The sequence below is a fragment of the Pseudomonas sp. FEN genome (assembly GCF_904067045.1).
Lineage (GTDB): Bacteria > Pseudomonadota > Gammaproteobacteria > Pseudomonadales > Pseudomonadaceae > Aquipseudomonas.
On record NZ_CAJFDC010000036.1, the window covers coordinates 1398377 to 1418965 of the forward strand.

Here is a 20589-nt window from a genome sequence, read left to right on the forward strand (position 1 = left end):
CCTCGGCGACCAGAAAACTCCTCTCCGAGCTGTAATCGGAGCATTGCAACTTCGTTTTTCCATGCGCAAGCGCTTACATTAGCTTGCGATCAGCAGGGCATGGCGCTCACTTGAAAAACCACACAGTAGTCCCTGCCACGTGGCCGGTTTCAGGGGCGAGGCCCCACTTTTCCAGACGCTTCATATCTGTCGGGACGAGGCCCTTCATGAGGACCTCCGCCCCAAGGCATGCAGGCAGTCATCAATAAAGAACCAAGCGCGATCAGACTAATTACCACTAGATATTTCATGAGTTTATCTCCAGGACTGGGTTTAATTTCAAAAGTAACGTTTATGCTTGAAAACATGCAGCGCGTGCGACGCTTCTTTCTCTGAATCACGTCTCTCTTTATGCTTTGTCACTATTTGGACCTGAGTCAAATCGTCACAACAGCAGCAGACGAGAGCATTTACTACAAAAAATATACCTTCACTCGCAAAAAATGGAATTTTAAACACCAGGAGGTTCATTAGAAATCATCCTTTACGCCTTCACCCTCCAGCTTGAACTTTCGAGTTTGCAGATACGCACTTCGAATAAAACTGTATTTATCACCGCTGACGAACTTTTCCGATGATAGGTATTGAGCACGAGCATCGATCATGCCAATCCCATACAAACTATTACGAACAGGAACGTCGTCTATATAACGAACGGGACTGAGGTAGATATCGGGTAGAGTCGCTGGCGCATCGCGAAGCGTGCTTGGCCCCAGGAGCGGCAGCACAAGATAAGGGCCACTAGCGACGCCCCAGTGACCTAGCGTTTGACCGAAATCTTCGTCATTACGCTGCAACCCCATAGGTGTCGCAACGTCGACCAATCCCAGCAGACCAAGAGTGCTGTTGAATAAAAAACGACTCGTATCAACCCCGGCGCCATGGAGCTTCACTTGAAGTAAATCGTTGGCGAGATTCTTTACTTCTCCGAGATTATTGAAAAAATTATGCACTCCGTGCTGGATAATATTGGGAGTGACAAATTGATAGCCTTGCGCGAGAGGTTTCAGTGCATAAGTATCCAAGTTATCATTGAACGAAAATATCGGTCGATTAACACCTTCCCACGGATCCTCGTCGGAATTCGCACAAGCCAGTGGTGAAAGGGTTATAAAACAAGTGCAGGCAAGCAACTGAGCGTAATGGCTCAAACTGGAACGATGTACACGCATGTTTGATTTCTCATTGAGGCTCTGGATGGAAAAATTCCATTGACTGTGTACAAAGGCTCATTGCAATGACAAGGGAAACTTATGCCGTGCTTCTGTGTTGTCAGAATTCTTTGGATCTATTATTCAAGTCATATCGGGTTTTGTCTGTCGGTTTAACAGCTCAGGTAGCAGAGTACTGGCCAACCATTCCTCGAAGCGCTCAGCCTGTTCCGAGCGAGACTTGATCAGGGTACGATATACATTCCCCAGGTCAATCAGTGCCCGTAAATAGTTTTCAAAACAAAAATCGATACCCTCAATTCGCATGTCAGAATCTATGATAGGACTTAATTTTCGAGCACCTAACAAGCTGGCTATTTCCTCGCTGTAAAACCATAACCTTCCGTCCTGGTGCTGTTGCAAATGAACCCAGTGACTTTCAAATTGAAACTCATAACGTTTGATACACATGGTAAAACTCTCCACTTATGCAACCTGCCGATCGATCAAATAGCGCAGCGGAGCACGCCTTGACAGATCGACAGTTATTTGAGGACGGCGAAATTTACCCAGCGTATTCCAAAATTTTAGCGGGACGTTTTAGCCGCTCCAGCCACCACCTAGAACCTTGTATAAGGTAACCCTATTGTTTTGCTCGGACAGTTCGAGCGAAATCAAACTCTGCTGTGCCGAATACAATGAGCGTTGTGCATCCAATACATCCAGAAAGCTTTTTGAGCCCTGGTTGTATAAGGCTAAAGACAGATCGTAGGTTTTTTGAGTGGCCCCCGTAGCAGCCTTTTGTGCCGCCATCTGTTCGCTGATATGACGGCGAACGGCAAGCGCGTCGGCGACCTCTTTAAAAGCGGTTTGCAGCGTTTTCTCGTAATCGGCCACATCAATTTGTTTGGTTATTTCCGCCGCGGTCAAGCTGGCTTTGTTACTGCCCGCGTTAAAAATAGGCAAGCTGATGCTTGGCGAAAATGTCCAGGCACGGCTGCCAGATTTGAACAAACCGGAGAGTTCGCTACTGGAGGTCCCGGCGTTGGCCGTCAACGTTATGCTTGGATAAAAAGCCGCCCGAGCAGCACCGACGTCGGCGTTCGCGGCTTTCAGGGTATGTTCGGCGGCCACAACGTCGGGACGTCGTTGCAGCAGTGTCGAAGGAAGGCCCGCCGGAACGTCGACCAATACGGCTACGTCCATGGCTCCATCTCCAGGGAGAAGATGTTTGGGAACATCGCTTCCGACCAGCAGATTGAGCGCATTGATATCCTGCTCCACCTGGCTGCTATAACTGGCCACATCGGCCCGGGCTGATTCCATGGACGATTGAGCTTGTGAAACTGAGAGTCCGGAATCGCTGCCTGCTTCATGACGCTGGACTGTCAACTTATAGGTGGCTTCATGGCTAAGGTAGGTTTCCTTGGCCAATTTCAGTAATTGTTGATCCGATGCAAGTGTCAACCAATCGCTTGCAACCTCGGCAACCAGGCTTATCTGGGTGCTACGTTGTGTCTGCTCGGTTGAGAGAAAATCTTCCAGTGCCGCGTCCTTGAGATTGCGTAAACGACCGAAGACATCCAGCTCATAATTACTGAACCCAACGTCGACACCATACTGACTACTTACCGTATTGCCACTCGAAGTACCGCTGGTGGTGCGCTCACGAGTACCTGAGGTGCTGGCCTCTAGCGAGGGGAACAGTTCTGCACGCTGGATACGATACTGAGCTCTTTGATACTCGACATTCAGCGCTGCGACCCGCAAGTCGCGGTTGTTATCGAGCGACAGCTTTACAACCTCGCGTAGTTGGCCATCGATAAAAAAATCCTTCCATTCGATTTGCGCATTGGCCGAACCACTGCCTTGTTTTCCAGAGGGCCATTGGGCCGCAACCGGTGCTGATGGCTGTTGGTAATCGGGGGCCAGGTTGACGCATCCGCTGAGTGCCATGGAAATCATCAGGAATAAGAGAGTGCGTCGCATCAGGCGTCCCCTTCTTCAGCAAGCAATTTGCTACGACTGGCAACAGACTGCACCAGTACGAAAAATATAGGGATGAAGAACAGCCCGAGTAAGGTGGCGCTGAACATTCCGCCAAATACTCCGGTACCGATGGCCTGACGACCGCCAGAGCCCGCGCCGGTGCTCAGGACCAATGGAAGTACCCCGAGCAGGAAGGCCAGCGAGGTCATCAATACTGGACGCAGACGCAAACGGACGGCTTCCAGGGTAGCGTCTATCAGTTCCTGCCCGCTGTCGTAACGTACCTTGGCGAACTCGACAATCAGAATCGCGTTCTTCGAGGCCAGACCAATAGTGGTCAATAGACCTACCTGGAAATAGATGTCATTGGAGAGCCCACGCAGGCCGGTAAATAACAAGGCTCCGAAAAGCCCAAGCGGCACTGCCAACATGACCGAGAAAGGGATCGACCAACTCTCGTAAAGTGCCGCGAGACAGAGAAATACGAACAAAACCGAGATGCCATACAACAAAGGCGCCTGATGACCAGCAAGACGCTCCTGATAGGATTGTCCAGTCCATTCATAGCCAACCCCTTCCGGCAATTTCCCCACGATTTCTTCTATCGCTGCCATGGCATCTCCGGAACTCTTGCCCATAGCCGGTTCGCCGACTATCTCGAAGGAGCCAAAACCGTTGTAGCGTTCCAACAGTGGCGAGGTATATCCCCAGTGACTGGAAGTGAACACCGACATGGGTACCATCTCGCTTTGATCATTGCGCACATACCAGTTGTTAATATCTTGCGGCAACATTCGATATGGGCTATCACCTTGCATGTAAACTTTCTTCACCCGACCATTGTCCAGAAAGTCATTGACATAGCTACCACCCATCGCGGTGGTCAGGGTGCTGTTGATGTCACCGGATGAAACGCCATGAGCACCGGCTTTTCGATCGTCCAGGTCCATGACCAGAGTCGGTGTATCCTCCATGCCTTGAGCCCGGACGTTGGCCAGTCGCGGATCCTGGCGTGCCAACTGGAGGAGCTGATTACGTGCTTCCAGAAGTTTTGCGTGGCCGAGGCCGCCCACGTCTTTGATGTGTACGTCGAAGCCGGAACTTTGTCCAAGCCCGCGAATCGCGGCAGGTTGGATAATGAACACGTTAGCGTCACGGATCGAAGACAATGCCTGATTGGCTCGACGTGCTACCGCATCCGACTTATGTTCGTTACCGGAGCGCTTGCTCCAGTCCTTCAGCATAATGAAGGCGCGGCCATTGTTCTGGGCGTTACCACTGTTACCCAGACCGCGGATGGTCAGAACGGCCTCCACTTCAGGCTGTTCAAGCAAATACGTCTGTACTTGAGAGATCACTTCCTGCATACGAACATCCGTAGCACCTGGAGGAAGGGTAATCATGCTCATCAGGACGCCTTGGTCCTCATTCGGAATAAAGGAGCTGGGCAGGCGCATGAACAAGATGCAGGCGCCACCTATGATCAGCGCATACAACAGCAGGCTTCGTTTGCTTTTGCCCAGCAGGCCTTTCACTCCGAGCTCATAGCGCTTGGTGGTGCGATCGAAATGTCGATTGAACCAGCCAAAAAAACCATGAGCTTCCTTGTTGTGCTGAACCGGCTTGAGCAATGTTGCACAGAGGGCGGGGGTCAAGCTGAGTGCTACCAGCACCGAGAGCAGCATTGAAGTGATCATCGTGACCGAGAACTGTCGGTAGATCACGCCCGTGGAGCCGCCAAAGAAAGCCATCGGCACGAACACCGCGGACAGCACCACGGCGATGCCGATCAGGGCCCCCGTGATTTCTTTCATCGACTTGCGGGTTGCATCCCGAGGCGTGAGCTTTTCCTCGCTGAGAATTCGCTCGACGTTTTCCACGACAACTATGGCGTCGTCCACCAATAGACCAATGGCCAGAACCATGCCAAACAGGGTCAGGGTATTGATCGAGTAGCCCAGCAGTGACAGGACGCCGAAGGTGCCCAGCAGTACGACCGGAACAGCAATCGCTGGAATCAACGTGGCGCGTATGTTCTGCATGAACAGATACATGATCAATACAACCAGCACGATGGCCTCACACAGGGTGATGACGACGTCCTGGATCGAGATTTTTACAAAAGGCGCGGTGTTGTAGGCAACCTTGGTCTTGAGTTTCAGTTTACTGGGGAAGTAGGGGGCCAACTCGGAGAGTTTGGTCTGTACCGCTTCAACGACATCAAGGGCATTGGCGCCACTTGCCAGGCTGACGGCCATTGCGCCGGAAGCCTGGCCATTATGTTCGGACGATACGTCGTAGCTTTCACTGCCCAGTTCGACGCGGGCGACATCACCCAGCGTTACCACCGCGCCGTTGCTGGCGTATTTCAGGACCACATCACGAAATTGCTCAACGCTTTTCAACTTACTGCGCATGGTGATAGTAGCGTTGAGCTGCTGGCCGTTAACGGCCGGGAGCGAACCCAACTGACCTGCGGAGGAGTCAGTGTTCTGGTCACCCAGCGCCGTACTGACATCGGAAGGCATCAGTGAGTACTTTTTGAGTTTGTCCGGGTCGAGCCAGATACGCATGGCAAAACTTGACCCGAGGCTCGAGACACTGCCCACGCCACTCACGCGACTGACCTGATCGTAGAGCGTGCTGGAAATGTAGTCACTGATCTGGGTTCCGGTAACCGAGGGGTCATCCGATACCAGTGAAATCACAATAAGAAAGTCACTCGATGAGTTGGTGACCGACAACCCTTGGCGCTGAACTTCGTCAGGCAGACGGGACTTGGCCTGCTCGACTTTGGTCTGCACCTGCATTTGCGCGACGTTGACATTGACATCCGCATTGAAGGTAAGAGTCGTCGTGGCCGTGCCATCCGAGCTGCTGCTCGAAGACATGTACAGGAGCCCTTCAAGGCCGGTCATTTGCTGTTCGATAATCTGAGTGACCGAGTCCTCCATCGTTTTGGCCGAGGCACCGGTATAGGTTGCACTGATCTTGATCTGTGGGGGGGCAATGTTGGGATACTGCGCCAGGGGCATCTGCACGATAGCCATGGCGCCGCCCAGCATGATGATGATTGCAATGACCCAGGCGAAGATCGGTCGATCAATAAAAAACGAAGCCATGCTGCCTCCTTAGAACGTCACTGCACGGGACGCGACAGCGGTGTTTTGCTGGCTCGGTTGGTTGGTATTTTTGCTATCGGCTTTCTGAGCATCCCTCCCCACTTCCACAACCTTGACGGTGTCGCCATTGCGGACCTTCTGCACACCCTCGATGATCAACTGATCACCCACCTTCAGACCGCTACTGACCCACCAGCGAGAGTCAACGGCACTGTGTATTTTCAACTGCCTCTGTTCGACTTTGTTGTCGACCACAACCCATGCGCTTGCATCACCCCGCTCATCACGGATCACACCTTGCTGTGGTACGAGGATCGCGTCCTGTTTCGTGCCTTCATCTATAACCGCTTTGACATACATCCCTGGTAACAGCAGCCCCTGCGGGTTCGGCACTATGGCTCGCAGAGTGATGCTGCCGGTTCCCTCATCCACACTGACACCGTTGAACGTGAGGGTGCCCGTATGTGCATAGCTACTGCCGTCTTCCAACAACACCTGGACGTTCGTTGCATTCTGTTGCGTGCTGGCAGCAAGCTGACCTTGTGCCAGCTCGCGCTTGAGGCGAAGGACTGTGCTGCTGGGTTGGGTCACATCGACATAGATAGGGTCCAATTGCCGAACAGTGGTCAAGGCCGTGTCCTGCTCAGCGGTGACAAGGGCGCCCGGTGTCACTGAAGAGGTGTCGACCCGCCCGGAGATGGGTGCGGTAATACGTGTGTAGCCGAGGTTGATTCGGGCCGTCTGAAGTGCGGCTTGATACGACTGGAGCGAAGCCTGGGCTTCCAGCAGGGAGGCCTGTGCCGACTCGTTGTCCTCGGTACTGACCGCATCTATTTTGACGAGTTGAGCGTCGCGCTTGGCCTTGAGGCGTGCCGCTTCAAGCGTCGCCTTGGCTGAACTCACATTGGCCTCGGCCTGCGTGACGGAAGCCTGGTAGCTGCGGGGGTCTATTTGGTACAACGCCTGGCCTGACTTGACGTCGTCACCTTCCTTGAACAGTCGTTTTTGGATGATGCCGCCCACCTGCGGGCGGATCTCCGCAGTCATGTGGGCGCTGGTACGTCCCGGCAGGCTCAACGTGAGCGCCTGGGACTTGGCTGTAACCACGTACACCCCCACTTCCTGAGTTCGCGCGGTCGGCGCAGGCGGGTCACCGGCAGAACAACCATTGAGAAGCAGGAGCGCCGCCAATGACAAAAGGACGCGATGACAGGTAGTGAGTGACGTGTTGAACATGGTGCGAACTCCGAACCCCAGGGTTTTATTCAGGGTTGAGGTTGCGCGGGAAATGTGCAGTAAATGTGCAGAAAATAAGGAGAATGTCTTGCTCGCCTTGAATGATCAGGCAGAGAACGTGCTAAATGAAGCCACCCCATTTCTGTTGCCTAGCCCATGAGAATCAGCCTTTCCAGCAAAGTCTTCCTTGCCGTACAGGCGCTTTGTACGTTAACCGTGTGTGGAATGGGCGTGGCAACTTACTTCAGCTTCTCTCTCGGCTTCCTCGGTTATCTTAACGAACAGGCAACTGACCGCCTTGAGCGGGCTGTACCCCGATTCGAACAGGCCTATGCCAGTCATGGTGACTGGAGTTTCATTGCTGGCGACCCCCGGCAGTGGCTCGATCTCATTCGCCCGGAAAACGTATCCAACTCCCCCCCCACCACTCCGCGCGTCATACCCATATCGGATCTGACCGGTGCGTTCTTGCGCTTTTCGTTATTCGATGCAAAGCATCGTTACATCATCGGTTATAACGACGACAACAAGGCTGACGTCGTCCTTCGCGCAATTCGTCAGGGGGACAAGACTGTTGGCTGGCTTGCGATGACCCCCTTTGAGTCAGTCAGTGCGGTTGGCGATCAGCGCTTTCGCATCAGCCAGCTTCACTCAAGCATCTTCATGATGCTGGCTTGTTTGCTGGCGTCTGCGTTTATTGCATGGTGGGTGACACAAACCCTGTTACGACCTATCAAGCGTGTGGCCGAGGCAACTCATCGGTTGGCTGCGGGGGATTATTCAGTTCAGCTTGCCGTGCGTACCGATGATGAAGTTGGACAGCTTGCACGAGACTTCAACCGTATGGCTGATGGCCTGGCAAACAACGAGCGCAGGCGCCGCGACTTCATGGCGGATATTTCGCATGAGTTAAGAACACCGTTGGCCATCATGCGAGGCGAGCTGGAGGCGTTGGAAGATGGGATACGCCCGGTAGGCCCCAGTGCCTTTCGTTCACTGCAAACTGAAATTTCGTCCCTGACCAAATTGGTGGATGATTTATTTGAGCTGTCGTTGGCTGAGGTGGGTGGGCCGAGCTACCGAAAAGAGCCTGTGAACTTAGGTGCGCTGCTGGGCACCGCCGTCGAAGCTTTCGCACCACGCTTTTCAGAACGGGGCTTGACGCTGCATTTTACCTTGTCGGAGCAATCGCTTTACGTTACCGGGGATAAAGGCCGGTTGAGCCAGCTGATATACAATCTTCTGGAGAACAGCCTGCGCTACACGAACAGCGGCGGAAGGACGGAGTTGAGCGGCTGCCGCAAGGGCAAAGAGGTCATCATCATTTGCGAGGATTCAGCCCCTGGTGTTCCCGAGGCCCAAAGAGCCAGGCTGTTCGAGCGTTTCTACCGTGTCGAGGCCTCGCGTAACCGCTCAAGCGGGGGTGCCGGGCTGGGGCTTGCTATTTGTCGAGGCATAGCCGAAGTGCATGGCGGACGCCTTTCAGCGCGGGAATCGACGTTGGGAGGTCTTCGATTGATCCTGAGACTACCGGCACAGGAGGAGGAAAAATAATGAGCCAAGGAAGCATCCTGGTGGCAGAGGATGAGCCGAAACTGGCTGCTCTGATTGTCGACTATCTCCATGCCGCTGACTTCACGGTAGAGCATATTGCCGATGGCTTGGCCGTCATTCCTCATTTGAGGCAAAAGAAGTTCGACCTGTTGATTCTTGACTTGATGCTGCCAGGAAGAGGCGGACTGGACATCTGTCGTGAGTTGCGCGGTTTCAGCCGTATGCCGGTAATTATGGTCACGGCTCTGGTTGACGAAATCGACCGCCTGCTTGGTTTGGAACTGGGGGCTGACGATTACATCTGCAAACCCTTTTCCCCTCGCGAAATGGTGGCACGGGTGAAGGCTGTTCTTCGTCGCGTTGGTGCAACCTCTCAAAGCACTGGCGTGGAAATAGACGTGGGGACTCATCAGGCACGCTTCAATGGAGTACCTCTCGATCTCACTCCAGTAGAATCACGTCTACTGGGAGCGTTGAGTGCGCGACCCGGGCAGATCTTTTCCAGAGATCAGCTGATGAACTACATCTACGAGGATCACAGGATAGTGACCGACCGTACCGTCGATAGTCATATCAAGAATCTACGTCGTAAGCTCGATCTGGCAGCGCCGGGTAAAGACCCTATTCGATCGATATACGGGATTGGGTATTGCCTGGAAGGCCATTGAAAAGCGCCCCGCCCGCCTCCTAGTGAAAATTAACGGCGCTCACTTCCTGCCACCGGTCGAGCCTTATGATCATGAAACATTCAGCACGCACTGAACTCTGGGCCATCCTGCGGCTGTCCGGGCCGCTGATCGCCTCGCAGTTGGCGCACATGCTGATGGTGTTGACTGACACGCTGATGATGGCCCGCCTCAGCCCCGAGGCGCTGGCGGGGGGCGGTCTGGGTGCCGCGAGCTATACGTTCGTGTCGATTTTCTGCATTGGCGTGATCGCGGCCGTGGGCACCCTGGTCTCCATTCGCCAGGGTGCCGGCGATATCGAAGGCGCGACCCGCCTGACCCAGGCCGGGCTGTGGCTGGCCTGGGCGATGGCCCTGGTGGCCGGCTTGCTGTTGTGGAACCTCAAGCCAGTGCTACTGATGCTCGGCCAGATACCCAGCAATGTGCACGCCGCCACACAGTTCCTGACCGTGCTGCCGTTCGCCCTGCCTGGCTACTTGAGTTTCATGGCCCTGCGCGGTTTCACCAGTGCCCTGGGCCGCGCCACCCCGGTGATGGTGATCAGCCTGTGCGGGACGGTGGCCAACTTTGCCCTCAACTATGCCCTGATCACCGGGATGTTCGGCTTGCCGAAGCTGGGTCTGGTGGGTATCGGCCTGGTCACGGCGATTGTCACCAGTTGCATGGCCCTGGGGCTGGCCTGGCATATCAAGCGGCACCCGGCGTACCGCAACTACCCCTTGCTGCGGGGGTTGTCGCGGCCCAACTGGCGGTATCTGCGCGAGCTCTGGCGCCTGGGCCTGCCGATTGGCGGCACCTATGCCGTGGAGGTCGGACTGTTCGCCTTTGCCGCGCTGTGCATGGGCACCATGGGCAGTACGCAACTGGCGGCGCACCAGATCGCCCTGCAGATCGTCTCGGCCGCCTTCATGGTGCCGGCGGGGATCTCCTACGCCATCACCATGCGCATCGGCCTGCACTATGGCGCCGGGCAACTGCTGGAAGCGCGCCTGGCCGGTCGCGTCGGCATCGCCTTCGGCGCGGCCGCCATGTTGGCTTTTGCCGCGCTGTTCTGGCTGGCGCCGAACCCATTGGTCGGGCTGTTCCTGGATCGCCACGACCCGGCGTTCCAACCTGTCATCGAACTGGCTGTCAAGCTGCTGGCGGTGGCCGCCTGGTTCGAGCTGTTCGACGGCACCCAGACCATCGCCATGGGTGCGATTCGCGGCCTGAAAGACGCCAAGACCACCTTCCTCGTCGGCCTCGGCTGCTACTGGCTGATCGGCGCCCCGGCGGCATGGCTGTTGGCATTCAACTTCCATGGCGGGCCGACCGGTGTCTGGTGGGGACTGGCGCTGGGCCTGGCTTGCGCGGCGGTGAGCCTGACGCTGGCGTTTGAGTGGCGGATGAAGCGGATGCTGGGAAGCCTTGCGCTGAAAACCCCACGGCCTAGCATCATGGACGCAGCCTGAACCAACAGGCCGCGTCCGTCGGCGTCAGACCACCTCCCGCACCGCCTGCCCGGCGGCACCCGAGCTCAGGTACTCCACCAACTCCGTCAGTGGCAGGGGCTTGCTGATCAGGTAACCCTGGGCCTGGTCGCAGCCGAAGTCATGCAGCAATGCCAGTTGCTCCGGGGTTTCCACCCCTTCGGCCACCACCTCCAGACGCAGGTTGTGGGCCAGGTTGATCATGGCATGCACCAGCTTGCGGTTTTCCTCGCGCAACTCCATGCCACCGACAAAACTCTTGTCCACCTTGAGCAAGGCGATCGGCAGGCTGTTGAGGTGCACGAAGGAGGAAAACCCGGTGCCGAAGTCGTCCAGGGAAAAGCGCACGCCCAACCGCCCCAGGGCATCCATGGTCTGCTTGACCAGATCGCTGCGGCGCATCACCGCGGTTTCGGTGAGTTCGAATTCCAACCACTGCGCCTCGACGCCGCGCTCGGCAATCAGCCGGCTCAAGGTCGGAAGCAACTGGCTGTCCTGGAACTGCCGGAACGACAGGTTGACCGCCATGTGCAGCGGCGCCAGTCCGCGCTCGCGCAGGTCCTGCATATCCCGCAGCGCCCGGGAAATCACCCAGTATCCCAACGGCACGATCAGACCGCTTTGTTCGGCCAGGGGCACGAATTCGCTGGGCGGCAACAACCCGCGCTCGCCATGACGCCAGCGCACCAGGGCTTCGAGCCCGACGATCTGGCCGCTGCCCAGGTCCAACCGCGGTTGGTAGTGCAATTCCAGCTCGTCGCGGCGCAGGGCCCGGCGCAGTTCGCTTTCCAGATCGGCGAGGCTGCGGGCGTTGCGATTGAGGCGCTCATTGAAGAGGTGAAAGGTGCAGCCCTGGGTGCTCTTGGCCTGCTGCATGGCGATATGCGCATGCCACATCAGTGGGTCGGCACCGGCATCCGCGCGGCTATGGGCAATGCCCAGGCTGCAACCGATCAGCAGGCTCTCGCCGTCGACCCAGTAAGGCTCGGCCATGACCTCGATAATCCGTTCGGCCACACACTCGGCCCGCTGGGGCGCGCGACGGGTGTCGATCAGCAGGGCGAATTCGTCGCTGCCCAGACGTGCCAGTTGGTCACCCGCCTCAAGCTGGCTCTTGAGCCGCGCAACCACCTGCAGGATCAACCGGTCGCCAGCCTGGTGCCCCAAGGCGTCATTGGCATGGCGGAAATTGTCCAGATCCAGGTGCCCGAGGGCCAGGCCGCGCCCTTGGTTTTTCGCCAGCCGCGCCGCCAGCAGGGTCTGGAACCCCTGGCGATTCGCGATGCCGGTCAGCGGATCCTGCTCGGCCAAGCGCTGCAAGGTGTTTTCCAGTACACCGCGTTCACGCACATGGCGCAGGCAGCGACGCAGGGTCGGCACATCCAGCCCCTCGCGAACCAGCCAGTCGCTGGCCCCCAATGGCGTGACCAGCGGCTCTTCGTCGAGCAACAGCACAGTCGGCAGGCTGCATCGTCCCGGAGCCGGTTGCAGGCCAGGCACGGTCAACAGCACGGCGGTGCGGTCGGCATCGAACAGAGGGTCGAGCGCCTCCCAGGAGGGTGCGCTGATCAGCACGGCCGAGTCTCCCATCGGAGCCAGACACTCACGCAACAAGGCCGCCCACTCCGGCTCATCGGCCAGTAGCAGCAAACGCAAGGGTTCGACAGGTGTAGACAAGCTGACTCCCTAGACTCTGCAAAAAACGTTGGCGATCAGCATCGCGACACGCTCAGGAGACATAAGTACGATTGATTATCAAATGCCTTTCTATGTAACACAAATGTGAGCAATGTTTGTGAATTCGCTGTGCATCCTGCGGCAAAGTAACAAAACCGGCAAATTTAGATAGCGGCGCACGTCACAGTGTCGGAGAGTCGCGGCAGAATCCGTCCAGCCTGTTAAAATGCCCGCCCTTTTCGTAGCAGACTCCTGACGCCCTCATGTCCCGACTCAATCCCCGGCAGCAAGAAGCCGTGAACTACGTCGGCGGCCCTCTTTTGGTGCTCGCCGGTGCCGGCTCCGGCAAAACCAGCGTGATCACCCGCAAGATCGCCCACCTGATCCAGAATTGCGGTATCCGCGCCCAGTACATCGTCGCCATGACCTTTACCAACAAGGCCGCGCGGGAAATGAAGGAGCGCGTCGGCACCCTGCTCAAGGGCGGCGAAGGCCGTGGCCTGACGGTGTCGACCTTTCACAACCTGGGGTTGAACATCATCCGCAAGGAGCATGTGCGACTGGGCTACAAGCCGGGTTTCTCGATCTTCGACGAAGCCGACGTCAAGGCCCTGATGACCGACATCATGCAGAAGGAGTACTCGGGCGACGACGGCGTCGACGAAATCAAGAACATGATCGGTTCGTGGAAAAACGACCTGATCCTGCCGCCCGAAGCCCTGGAGAACGCGCGCAATCCCAAGGAGCAGACCGCGGCCATCGTCTACACCCACTACCAGCGCACGCTCAAGGCGTTCAACGCGGTGGACTTCGACGACCTGATCCTGCTGCCGGTGAAACTGTTCCAGGAACATGCCGACATCCTGGAAAAGTGGCAGAACAAGGTCCGCTACCTGCTGGTGGACGAATACCAGGACACCAACGCCAGCCAGTACTTGCTGGTGAAACTGCTGATCGGCCAGCGCCACCAGTTCACCGTGGTCGGCGACGACGACCAGTCAATCTACGCCTGGCGTGGCGCACGGCCGGAAAACCTGATGCTGCTCAAGGACGACTATCCGTCCCTGAAAGTGGTGATGCTGGAGCAGAACTACCGCTCCACCAGCCGCATCCTGCGCTGTGCCAACGTACTGATCTCGAACAACCCGCACGAATTCGAAAAACAGCTGTGGAGTGAAATGGGCCACGGCGATGAAATTCGCGTGATCCGTTGCCGCAACGAGGACGCCGAGGCCGAGCGCGTGGCCATGGAGATCCTCAGCCTGCATCTGCGCACCGACCGGCCCTACAGTGATTTCGCCATCCTCTACCGGGGCAACTACCAGGCCAAGCTGATCGAGCTGAAGCTGCAGCACCATCAGATTCCCTATCGCCTGTCGGGGGGCAACAGCTTCTTCGGTCGCCAGGAAGTCAAGGACCTGATGGCCTACTTCCGCCTGATCGTCAACCCGGACGACGACAACGCCTTCCTGCGAGTGATCAACGTCCCGCGTCGGGAAATCGGCTCGACGACCCTGGAAAAGCTCGGCAACTACGCTACCGAACGCAAGATCTCGATGTACGCCGCCACGGACGAAATCGGCCTCGGCGAACACCTGGACAGCCGCTTCACCGACCGCCTAGCGCGCTTCAAGCGGTTCATGGATCGGGTGCGTGAACAGTGCGCCGGCGAAGACCCGATTGCCGCCCTGCGCAGCATGGTCATGGACATCGACTACGAGAACTGGCTGCGCACCAACAGCTCCAGCGAGAAGGCCGCGGACTACCGGATGGGCAACGTCTGGTTCCTGATCGAAGCGTTGAAGAACACCCTGGAAAAAGACGAAGACGGCGACATGACCGTCGAGGACGCCATCGGCAAGCTGGTGCTGCGCGACATGCTCGAGCGCCAGCAGGAAGAAGAGGACGGTGCCGAAGGCGTGCAGATGATGACCCTGCATGCGTCCAAGGGGCTGGAGTTCCCCTATGTGTTCATCATGGGCATGGAGGAGGAAATCCTCCCGCACCGTTCCAGTATCGAAGCTGACACCATCGAGGAAGAACGACGCCTGGCCTACGTCGGCATTACCCGTGCCCGTCAGACCCTGGCCTTTACCTTTGCCGCCAAGCGTAAACAATACGGCGAGGTCATCGACTGTGCGCCGAGCCGTTTCCTCGACGAGTTGCCACCGGACGACCTGGCCTGGGAAGGCAACGATGACACGCCGACCGAAGTGAAAGCGGTACGCGGCAATTCGGCGCTGGCGGATATACGCGCGATGTTAAAACGCTAGAGTTGCGCGCTTTTTAATCTATCTTTAGCGCACAAGGCGCTATTCGAGGACGTTCCGTGGAAGCACTGCACAAGAAAATTCGCGAAGAAGGCATCGTGCTTTCCGATCAGGTATTGAAAGTCGACGCCTTCCTGAACCACCAGATCGACCCGCAGTTGATGAAACTGATCGGTGACGAATTCGCCACGCTGTTCGCCGACTCGGGGATTACCAAGATCGTCACCATCGAAGCATCGGGGATTGCCCCGGCGATCATGACCGGGCTGAACCTCGGCGTGCCGGTGATTTTCGCCCGCAAACACCAGTCCCTGACCCTGACTGAAAACCTGCTGTCGGCAACGGTGTATTCCTTCACCAAGCAGGTGGAAAACACCGTGGCGATTTCCCCGCGCCATCTGACCAGCAGCGATCGCGTGTTGATCATCGACGACTTCCTGGCCAACGGCAAAGCGTCCCAGGCGCTGATCTCGATTATCAAGCAAGCCGGTGCGACCGTGGCCGGCCTGGGCATCGTGATCGAAAAATCCTTCCAGGGCGGTCGGGCCGAACTGGACGCCCAGGGTTACCGCGTGGAATCGCTGGCCCGGGTGAAGTCCCTGGCCGGAGGTGTTGTGACCTTCATCGAGTAAGGCGCCCCCACCTCAAGCCCCCCACGAACCCGTAGGAGCAGGGCTTGTCGGATCGCCGCCCCGCCGCGAAAGGGCCCTCGAGATCGCCAAAAACTTCGCTGGCCAGCCATGCTCCGGCAGGTGATTGTCGTGCCCGATCTCGCGGATCTTCAGCCAGACAGCGTCTCCTGCAACGCCGCCAGCAGAAACCGCTGATACAACTCCTCTTTCAGCCCCTCCGGTCGGGTCAGGTCCATGCGCTCCAGGTGCGCCGCAAACGCCGCCGGCTCGGGCGCGTCCAGCGCGGCCTTGCCCAGCTCCAGCATCTCCGTGAGTTTGAATTTGCTCTTGAGCCAGTTCAGCGCCCGCAGCAGATCCCGCTCTTCCAAACTGAAATCACTGCCCAGCGGATACTCCGGAAACAAATGCGGATGCCGTGTCCGAATCGCCTGCAGCCGCCGCGGGCTGTTATCGGCAAAGCGTGGATCGAGACGGAAATTCCCCGGCAGCTTGCCGGCCTTTTGCGCCTCTTCGATCAACCTCGGCTGAAAGCGCGAATCGGCGATATTCAGCAGGGCTTCGATCACCTGGACATCGGTCTTGCCGCGCAGATCGGCAATGCCGTACTCGGTCACCACGATATCGCGCAGGTGCCGGGGGATGGTGCAATGACCATACTCCCAGACGATATTCGAACTGACCTCGCCGCCCGACTCACGCCAGCTGCGCAGGATCAGGATCGATCGCGCACCCTCCAGCGCATGTCCCTGGGCCACGAAGTTGTACTGGCCGCCGACACCGCTGAGCACCTGCCCATCTTCGAGCTGGTCCGCCACGCCGGCCCCAAGCAGGGTCATGATGAAGGCGCTGTTGATAAAACGCGCGTCGATGCGCTGCAGGCGCTTGAGTTGTTCCTGGCCAAACAGCTCGTTGATGTAGCTGATGGCGGTCATGTTGAATTCACCCAGCTTGTCCCGGGACAGCTCGTGCAGGCGCTGATAGAAACTGCGGGGCCCGAGAAAGAAGCCGCCATGCACCATGATGCCACCGGCTTGAGTGCTGGCGTCGAGCGTGCCGGCGTTGGCCTGGCGTTGCAACTCAAGGTCGGCATAGACCTTGCGCCGTACGATACCGGCGTCCACCAGGACCAACAGGCCATTGACGAACATCTCGCTGCAACCGTAAAGGCCCTTGGCAAAGGCTTCGCCCCCCCCCTCCTTGTCGATCAGCGCTTGCCACGGCGACAGGTCGACGTCCGCCAGCAAAGCCCGGTAACCCTCGTTATCGGCCTGGCGGGCCAGCAAGGCGGCGGTCAACGCGTCGCCCATGGCACCGATGCCGATCTGCAAGGTACCGCCATCGCGCACCAGGGTGCTGGCGTGCAGGCCGATAAAATGATCCTGGGTACTCACGGGCATGTTCGGGGTGGAGAACAGGGTGCTGCGTTCCGCTTCGTCGATCAGCAGGTCGAAGGCGTCATGGGGGATCTCCGAATCCCCAGGCATATAGGGCAAGTCGCTGTGGACCTGCGCCAGCATCAGGATGGTTTCACCGGCGGCCCGGCGCCGGGCAACCATCGGCAGCAGGTCGAGGGTGATGTCCGGGTTGCAGCTCAGGCTAAAGTGCCCGGGATGCTGCGGGTCGCCGGCCACCAGTTGCGCGATCAGGTTCAGGCCGGCGGCATTGATATCGCGGGCGGCATGGCTGTAGTTGCTGCTGATGTAATCCTGTTGAGCCTGCACGCTGTGCAACAGGCTGCCGGGTTGCATGAAGAACTGCTGGACCCGGATATTCGGCGGCAGGTTGTCCTGGTGCAGGGCGGCGAGAAAGTCCAGCTCGGGGTAATCACCGAATACCCGCTCGACAAAAGGTTCGAGGAAGCGCCGCTGCAAGCCGTCGCCCAGGGACGGGCGCCCGAGGCTCAAGGCCGTGTAGATCGTCAGTCGGCGCTCCGGCAATTGCCTGATGCGCTGGTAGAGCGCATTGATAAAACGATTGGGCTTGCCCAGGCCCAAGGGGCTGGCCATGTGAATATGCGCCGGCAGTCGCGCCAACACCTCGTCGACTGCACGCTCGATAGAACAGCACTGCACCATCGGAGCCTCCTCGCCTTTCCGTGAATTGAGGTAGAGCCGAGCTTGCCGGGAATTCGCGGCAAATGACAGCCCGGAGTCGGCCAGGAACTACCGACCTGTGGCCGCCGGCTTGCTGGCGATGGCGCCAGTGAATACGGCGCCAGGCTCGTGGGGCTCATCGCCGGCAAGCCGACGCCCATCCTTCAGCTTTTCGCCAGATGCAAAAAAGCCGCTACGTAAGCGGCTTTTTTGGCGAAGATCGTCCTTACTTGAGACCGGACATCTTCTGGATCGCGCCTTTGAGCTCGTCATCGGAGCAGTCGGCGCAGGTGCCTTTTGGCGGCATCGAGTTGATACCGGTAATGGCCTTGGCCAGGATCCCACTGAGGCCACCCTGGCTGTCGGCGCGTTCTTTCCAAGCCGCGGCATCGCCAATCTTCGGCGAACCCAGCAAACCAGTGCCATGACAGGCGTTGCAATGCTTGGCAATCACGTCATCCGGGGTCTTGGCCCCGCCACCGCCGCCCGCGGCAGCCGTCACTTCCATCCCTTTGCACTCTTGACCCTGAACACACACCTTGCCCACCGGTTCCAGACGCTTGGCGATATCGTCATTGATGGTCGATGCCTGAGCGCTGACTGCCCACAGGGCGACTACGGTTGCTGGTACGGCCAGCATTTTCATAATTGGATTCACGCGTACACCCTCAATGGTGGCTAATCACGCCCCGAACCACGGTTTCGCAGGCGGGCGTGAGTATAACGGTTAGACCGCTACTGCGAAACAACCCCTATAGTCACAAGGGTATTAGCCGAATAGCGAATCAGTACGATCGGACGCCTTGAAATCCCTGACCTGACGTCTCTCACTCTCAAAAGTTCGCGGGTGTCGCTGCGCTGATTAGTCGCGCCGGCGCATCGAACGGATTGCGAAAACGGTGTGGCTTGGTGCTTTCAAAATAGTAGCTGTCGCCCGCCTCAAGGACGAAAGTTTCCGCCCCGACCACCAATTCCAGTCGCCCCTCCACCAAAATGCCAGTTTCCTCGCCTTCGTGGATCAACATTTCCTCTCCGGTATCGGCGCCCGGCGGATAAATCTCGTTGAGGAAGGTGATGGCGCGGCCGGGATGGGCTCGCCCGACCAGTTTCATGGTCACGGCGCCATCGGAAATATCGATCAGCTCATTGGCCTTGTAGACGATCTGGGTCGGTTTTTCCTCAAGGACTTCCTCGGAAAAGAACTCGACCATGGACATGGGAATGCCACCAAGCACCTTTCTCAGCGAACTGATCGAGGGGCTGACGCTGTTTTTCTCAATCATTGAAATGGTGCTATTGGTGACGCCCGCGCGTTTGGCGAGTTCACGCTGAGACAGACCTTTCAGTTTACGGATGGATTGCAGTCGTTCACCGACGTCCAATACGGCAGCCTCCCAGGGGTTCAGGCGATGTTGTAATTGAGCGATATCATGGCATAGCGTTCAGTATTTACAACACTTGGGGGCCAATCCTGTTCGGTGAAGCGACCTGTAACCCAATGCGGCTTGCCGCTAGCTCCCGGTGTAGAGCAGTGGTGCCCGACGCAGGTTGCAGAAAATCTCATAGGGGATGGTCTCGGCCCGGGTCGCAACCTCGCTGGCCAGCACGTGTTTCCCCCACAACTCCACCGTCGAACCCAGCCCCGCCTGGGGCACATCGGTCAGGTCAATGCACAGCATGTCCATCGACACCCGGCCCAGCAGTTGGCTGCGTTGGCCAGCCACCAGCACCGGCGTGCCGGTCGGGGCGTGACGCGGATAGCCGTCGGCATACCCCATGGCAACCACGCCGATCCGCATCGGCTTGGGCGTCACGAACTGGCCACCGTAGCCCACCGGCTCGCCCGCCGGCAGCTCGCGCACGCTGATGACTTTCGACTCCAGGGTCATGACCGGCTGCAAGCGCGCGGCCAGCGGGTTGGTTTCCTCGAAAGGGCTGGCGCCGAACAGCAGGATGCCGGGGCGTACCCAGTCACTGGGGATCTGCGGCCAACCGAGCAGCGCCGGGGAATTACGCAGGCTGACCTCTGCCGTCAGGCCCTGACGCGCCGCCTCGAAGATCGCCACCTGCTCGGCACTGCGTTGACAGCCCAGTTCGTCGGCACGGGCGAAGTGACTCATCAGCACAATCTTCGCCACCTTGCCGCTGGCCAACAGGCGTCGATAAGCCGCCGCGTACTCCGCTGGCTCCAGCCCCACCCGGTGCATGCCCGAGTCCAGCTTGAGCCAGACGTTGATCGGCTTGGCCAGTACCGCCTGCTCGATGGCCTCCAACTGCCAGAGCCCGTGCACCACGCACCAGAAGTCGTGCTCGACGATCAATGGCAGCTCGTCGGCCTCGAAAAAACCTTCCAGCAACAGGATCGGCGCGCGAATACCGGCGGCCCGCAACGCCAGCGCTTCCTCGATACAGGCCACGGCAAAGCCGTCGGCGTCGGCCTCCAGGGCCTGGGCACAGCGCACCGCGCCATGACCGTAGGCATCGGCCTTGATCACCGCGAGGGCACGGGCCCCCGATACTTCGCGGGCCAGTTGATAGTTGTGACGCAGGGCTTGGAGGTCGATCAGGGCACGGGCAGGACGCATGGCGGCAAACTTCTGGGCGGTCAACAGGGAATAAAAACCGGTGCGAAAGGCGGTAAGCCGCCCCTCGCACCGGGAGAGGGATCGTA

Annotated in this window: 15 protein-coding genes; 5 read left to right on the forward strand and 10 right to left on the reverse strand. The window is 58.0% G+C overall.

Translation table 11 applies throughout. The annotated features are described in order from the left end of the window. Positions 1–509 precede the first annotated feature (509 nt). The 5 genes from PFEN_RS29825 to PFEN_RS29845 form a co-directional block, all read right to left on the reverse strand. Positions 510–1211: a VacJ family lipoprotein gene (locus PFEN_RS29825; RefSeq protein WP_191490142.1), complete on the reverse strand. Its 702-nt coding sequence runs from the start codon at positions 1209–1211 to the stop codon at positions 510–512. Positions 1212–1334: 123 nt separating this feature from the next. Further along, positions 1335–1661 (reverse strand): BRO family protein, encoded by a 327-nt coding sequence (locus PFEN_RS29830; RefSeq protein ID WP_191490143.1) that lies wholly within the window; start codon positions 1659–1661, stop codon positions 1335–1337. A 129-nt stretch (positions 1662–1790) separates the two neighbouring features. Continuing rightward, positions 1791–3179 carry an efflux transporter outer membrane subunit gene (locus tag PFEN_RS29835; protein ID WP_191490144.1) on the reverse strand — a complete coding sequence of 463 codons (1389 nt, stop codon included), beginning with the start codon at positions 3177–3179 and terminating at the stop codon, positions 1791–1793. Continuing rightward, positions 3179–6301 carry an efflux RND transporter permease subunit gene (locus tag PFEN_RS29840; protein WP_191490145.1) on the reverse strand — a complete coding sequence of 1041 codons (3123 nt, stop codon included), beginning with the start codon at positions 6299–6301 and terminating at the stop codon, positions 3179–3181. Before PFEN_RS29840 ends, PFEN_RS29835 begins: the two co-directional genes overlap by 1 nt. 9 nt (positions 6302–6310) lie before the next feature. Beyond that, a complete protein-coding gene (locus tag PFEN_RS29845; RefSeq protein WP_191490146.1) occupies positions 6311–7537 on the reverse strand; it encodes an efflux RND transporter periplasmic adaptor subunit in 1227 nt (408 codons plus the stop codon). A gap of 156 nt (positions 7538–7693) precedes the next feature. Here PFEN_RS29845 and PFEN_RS29850 point away from each other — a divergent pair, with 156 nt between their 5' ends. From PFEN_RS29850 to PFEN_RS29860, 3 genes are all read left to right on the forward strand, one after another. Further along, positions 7694–9091 carry an ATP-binding protein gene (locus PFEN_RS29850; protein WP_191490147.1) on the forward strand — a complete coding sequence of 466 codons (1398 nt, stop codon included), beginning with the start codon at positions 7694–7696 and terminating at the stop codon, positions 9089–9091. Next, positions 9091–9759, forward strand: a complete 669-nt coding sequence (locus tag PFEN_RS29855; protein ID WP_191490148.1) for a response regulator — start codon at positions 9091–9093, stop codon at positions 9757–9759. Before PFEN_RS29850 ends, PFEN_RS29855 begins: the two co-directional genes overlap by 1 nt. A gap of 65 nt (positions 9760–9824) precedes the next feature. Then, on the forward strand, positions 9825–11228 hold the full coding sequence (locus PFEN_RS29860; protein WP_191490149.1) for a NorM family multidrug efflux MATE transporter: 1404 nt from the start codon (positions 9825–9827) through the stop codon (positions 11226–11228). A 24-nt stretch (positions 11229–11252) separates the two neighbouring features. Here the strand turns inward: PFEN_RS29860 and PFEN_RS29865 are convergent, their stop codons facing one another. Next, positions 11253–12923, reverse strand: coding sequence for a putative bifunctional diguanylate cyclase/phosphodiesterase (locus tag PFEN_RS29865; protein WP_191490150.1), 1671 nt, complete (start codon positions 12921–12923; stop codon positions 11253–11255). A gap of 263 nt (positions 12924–13186) precedes the next feature. On the opposite strand from PFEN_RS29865, the gene rep reads away from it, so the two are divergent. After that, on the forward strand, positions 13187–15196 hold the full coding sequence (rep, locus tag PFEN_RS29870) for a DNA helicase Rep (RefSeq protein WP_191490151.1): 2010 nt from the start codon (positions 13187–13189) through the stop codon (positions 15194–15196). 56 nt (positions 15197–15252) lie between these two features. Further along, positions 15253–15825, forward strand: a complete 573-nt coding sequence (locus PFEN_RS29875; RefSeq protein ID WP_191490152.1) for a xanthine phosphoribosyltransferase — start codon at positions 15253–15255, stop codon at positions 15823–15825. A gap of 149 nt (positions 15826–15974) precedes the next feature. On the opposite strand, the gene PFEN_RS29880 is transcribed toward PFEN_RS29875, so the two are convergent. The 4 genes from PFEN_RS29880 to alr all read right to left on the reverse strand — a co-directional run bounded on the left by PFEN_RS29880 (position 15975) and on the right by alr (position 20503). Next, on the reverse strand, positions 15975–17900 hold the full coding sequence (locus PFEN_RS29880) for an acetyl-CoA hydrolase/transferase family protein (RefSeq protein ID WP_191490153.1): 1926 nt from the start codon (positions 17898–17900) through the stop codon (positions 15975–15977). A gap of 244 nt (positions 17901–18144) precedes the next feature. Then, positions 18145–18564 (reverse strand): c-type cytochrome, encoded by a 420-nt coding sequence (locus PFEN_RS29885; protein WP_191490154.1) that lies wholly within the window; start codon positions 18562–18564, stop codon positions 18145–18147. A 187-nt stretch (positions 18565–18751) separates the two neighbouring features. Further along, the gene (locus tag PFEN_RS29890; protein ID WP_191490155.1) at positions 18752–19300 is read right to left on the reverse strand and encodes a cupin domain-containing protein; all 549 of its coding nucleotides are present in this window, start codon (positions 19298–19300) and stop codon (positions 18752–18754) included. Between the two features lie 129 nt (positions 19301–19429). Further along, positions 19430–20503: an alanine racemase gene (gene alr, locus PFEN_RS29895; RefSeq protein WP_191490156.1), complete on the reverse strand. Its 1074-nt coding sequence runs from the start codon at positions 20501–20503 to the stop codon at positions 19430–19432. Positions 20504–20589: the final 86 nt, after the last annotated feature.

What these genes read in the sequence shown, in the direction of transcription:
- PFEN_RS29825 (WP_191490142.1), bottom strand. Translation starts at nt 1,211, where the DNA reads ATGCGTGTACATCGTTCCAGTTTGAGCCATTACGCTCAGTTGCTTGCC.
- PFEN_RS29830 (WP_191490143.1), bottom strand. Translation starts at nt 1,661, where the DNA reads ATGTGTATCAAACGTTATGAGTTTCAATTTGAAAGTCACTGGGTTCAT.
- PFEN_RS29835 (WP_191490144.1), bottom strand. Translation starts at nt 3,179, where the DNA reads ATGCGACGCACTCTCTTATTCCTGATGATTTCCATGGCACTCAGCGGA.
- PFEN_RS29840 (WP_191490145.1), bottom strand. Translation starts at nt 6,301, where the DNA reads ATGGCTTCGTTTTTTATTGATCGACCGATCTTCGCCTGGGTCATTGCA.
- PFEN_RS29845 (WP_191490146.1), bottom strand. Translation starts at nt 7,537, where the DNA reads ATGTTCAACACGTCACTCACTACCTGTCATCGCGTCCTTTTGTCATTG.
- PFEN_RS29850 (WP_191490147.1), top strand. Translation starts at nt 7,694, where the DNA reads ATGAGAATCAGCCTTTCCAGCAAAGTCTTCCTTGCCGTACAGGCGCTT.
- PFEN_RS29855 (WP_191490148.1), top strand. Translation starts at nt 9,091, where the DNA reads ATGAGCCAAGGAAGCATCCTGGTGGCAGAGGATGAGCCGAAACTGGCT.
- PFEN_RS29860 (WP_191490149.1), top strand. Translation starts at nt 9,825, where the DNA reads ATGATCATGAAACATTCAGCACGCACTGAACTCTGGGCCATCCTGCGG.
- rep (WP_191490151.1), top strand. Translation starts at nt 13,187, where the DNA reads ATGTCCCGACTCAATCCCCGGCAGCAAGAAGCCGTGAACTACGTCGGC.
- PFEN_RS29880 (WP_191490153.1), bottom strand. Translation starts at nt 17,900, where the DNA reads ATGGTGCAGTGCTGTTCTATCGAGCGTGCAGTCGACGAGGTGTTGGCG.
- PFEN_RS29885 (WP_191490154.1), bottom strand. Translation starts at nt 18,564, where the DNA reads ATGAAAATGCTGGCCGTACCAGCAACCGTAGTCGCCCTGTGGGCAGTC.
- alr (WP_191490156.1), bottom strand. Translation starts at nt 20,503, where the DNA reads ATGCGTCCTGCCCGTGCCCTGATCGACCTCCAAGCCCTGCGTCACAAC.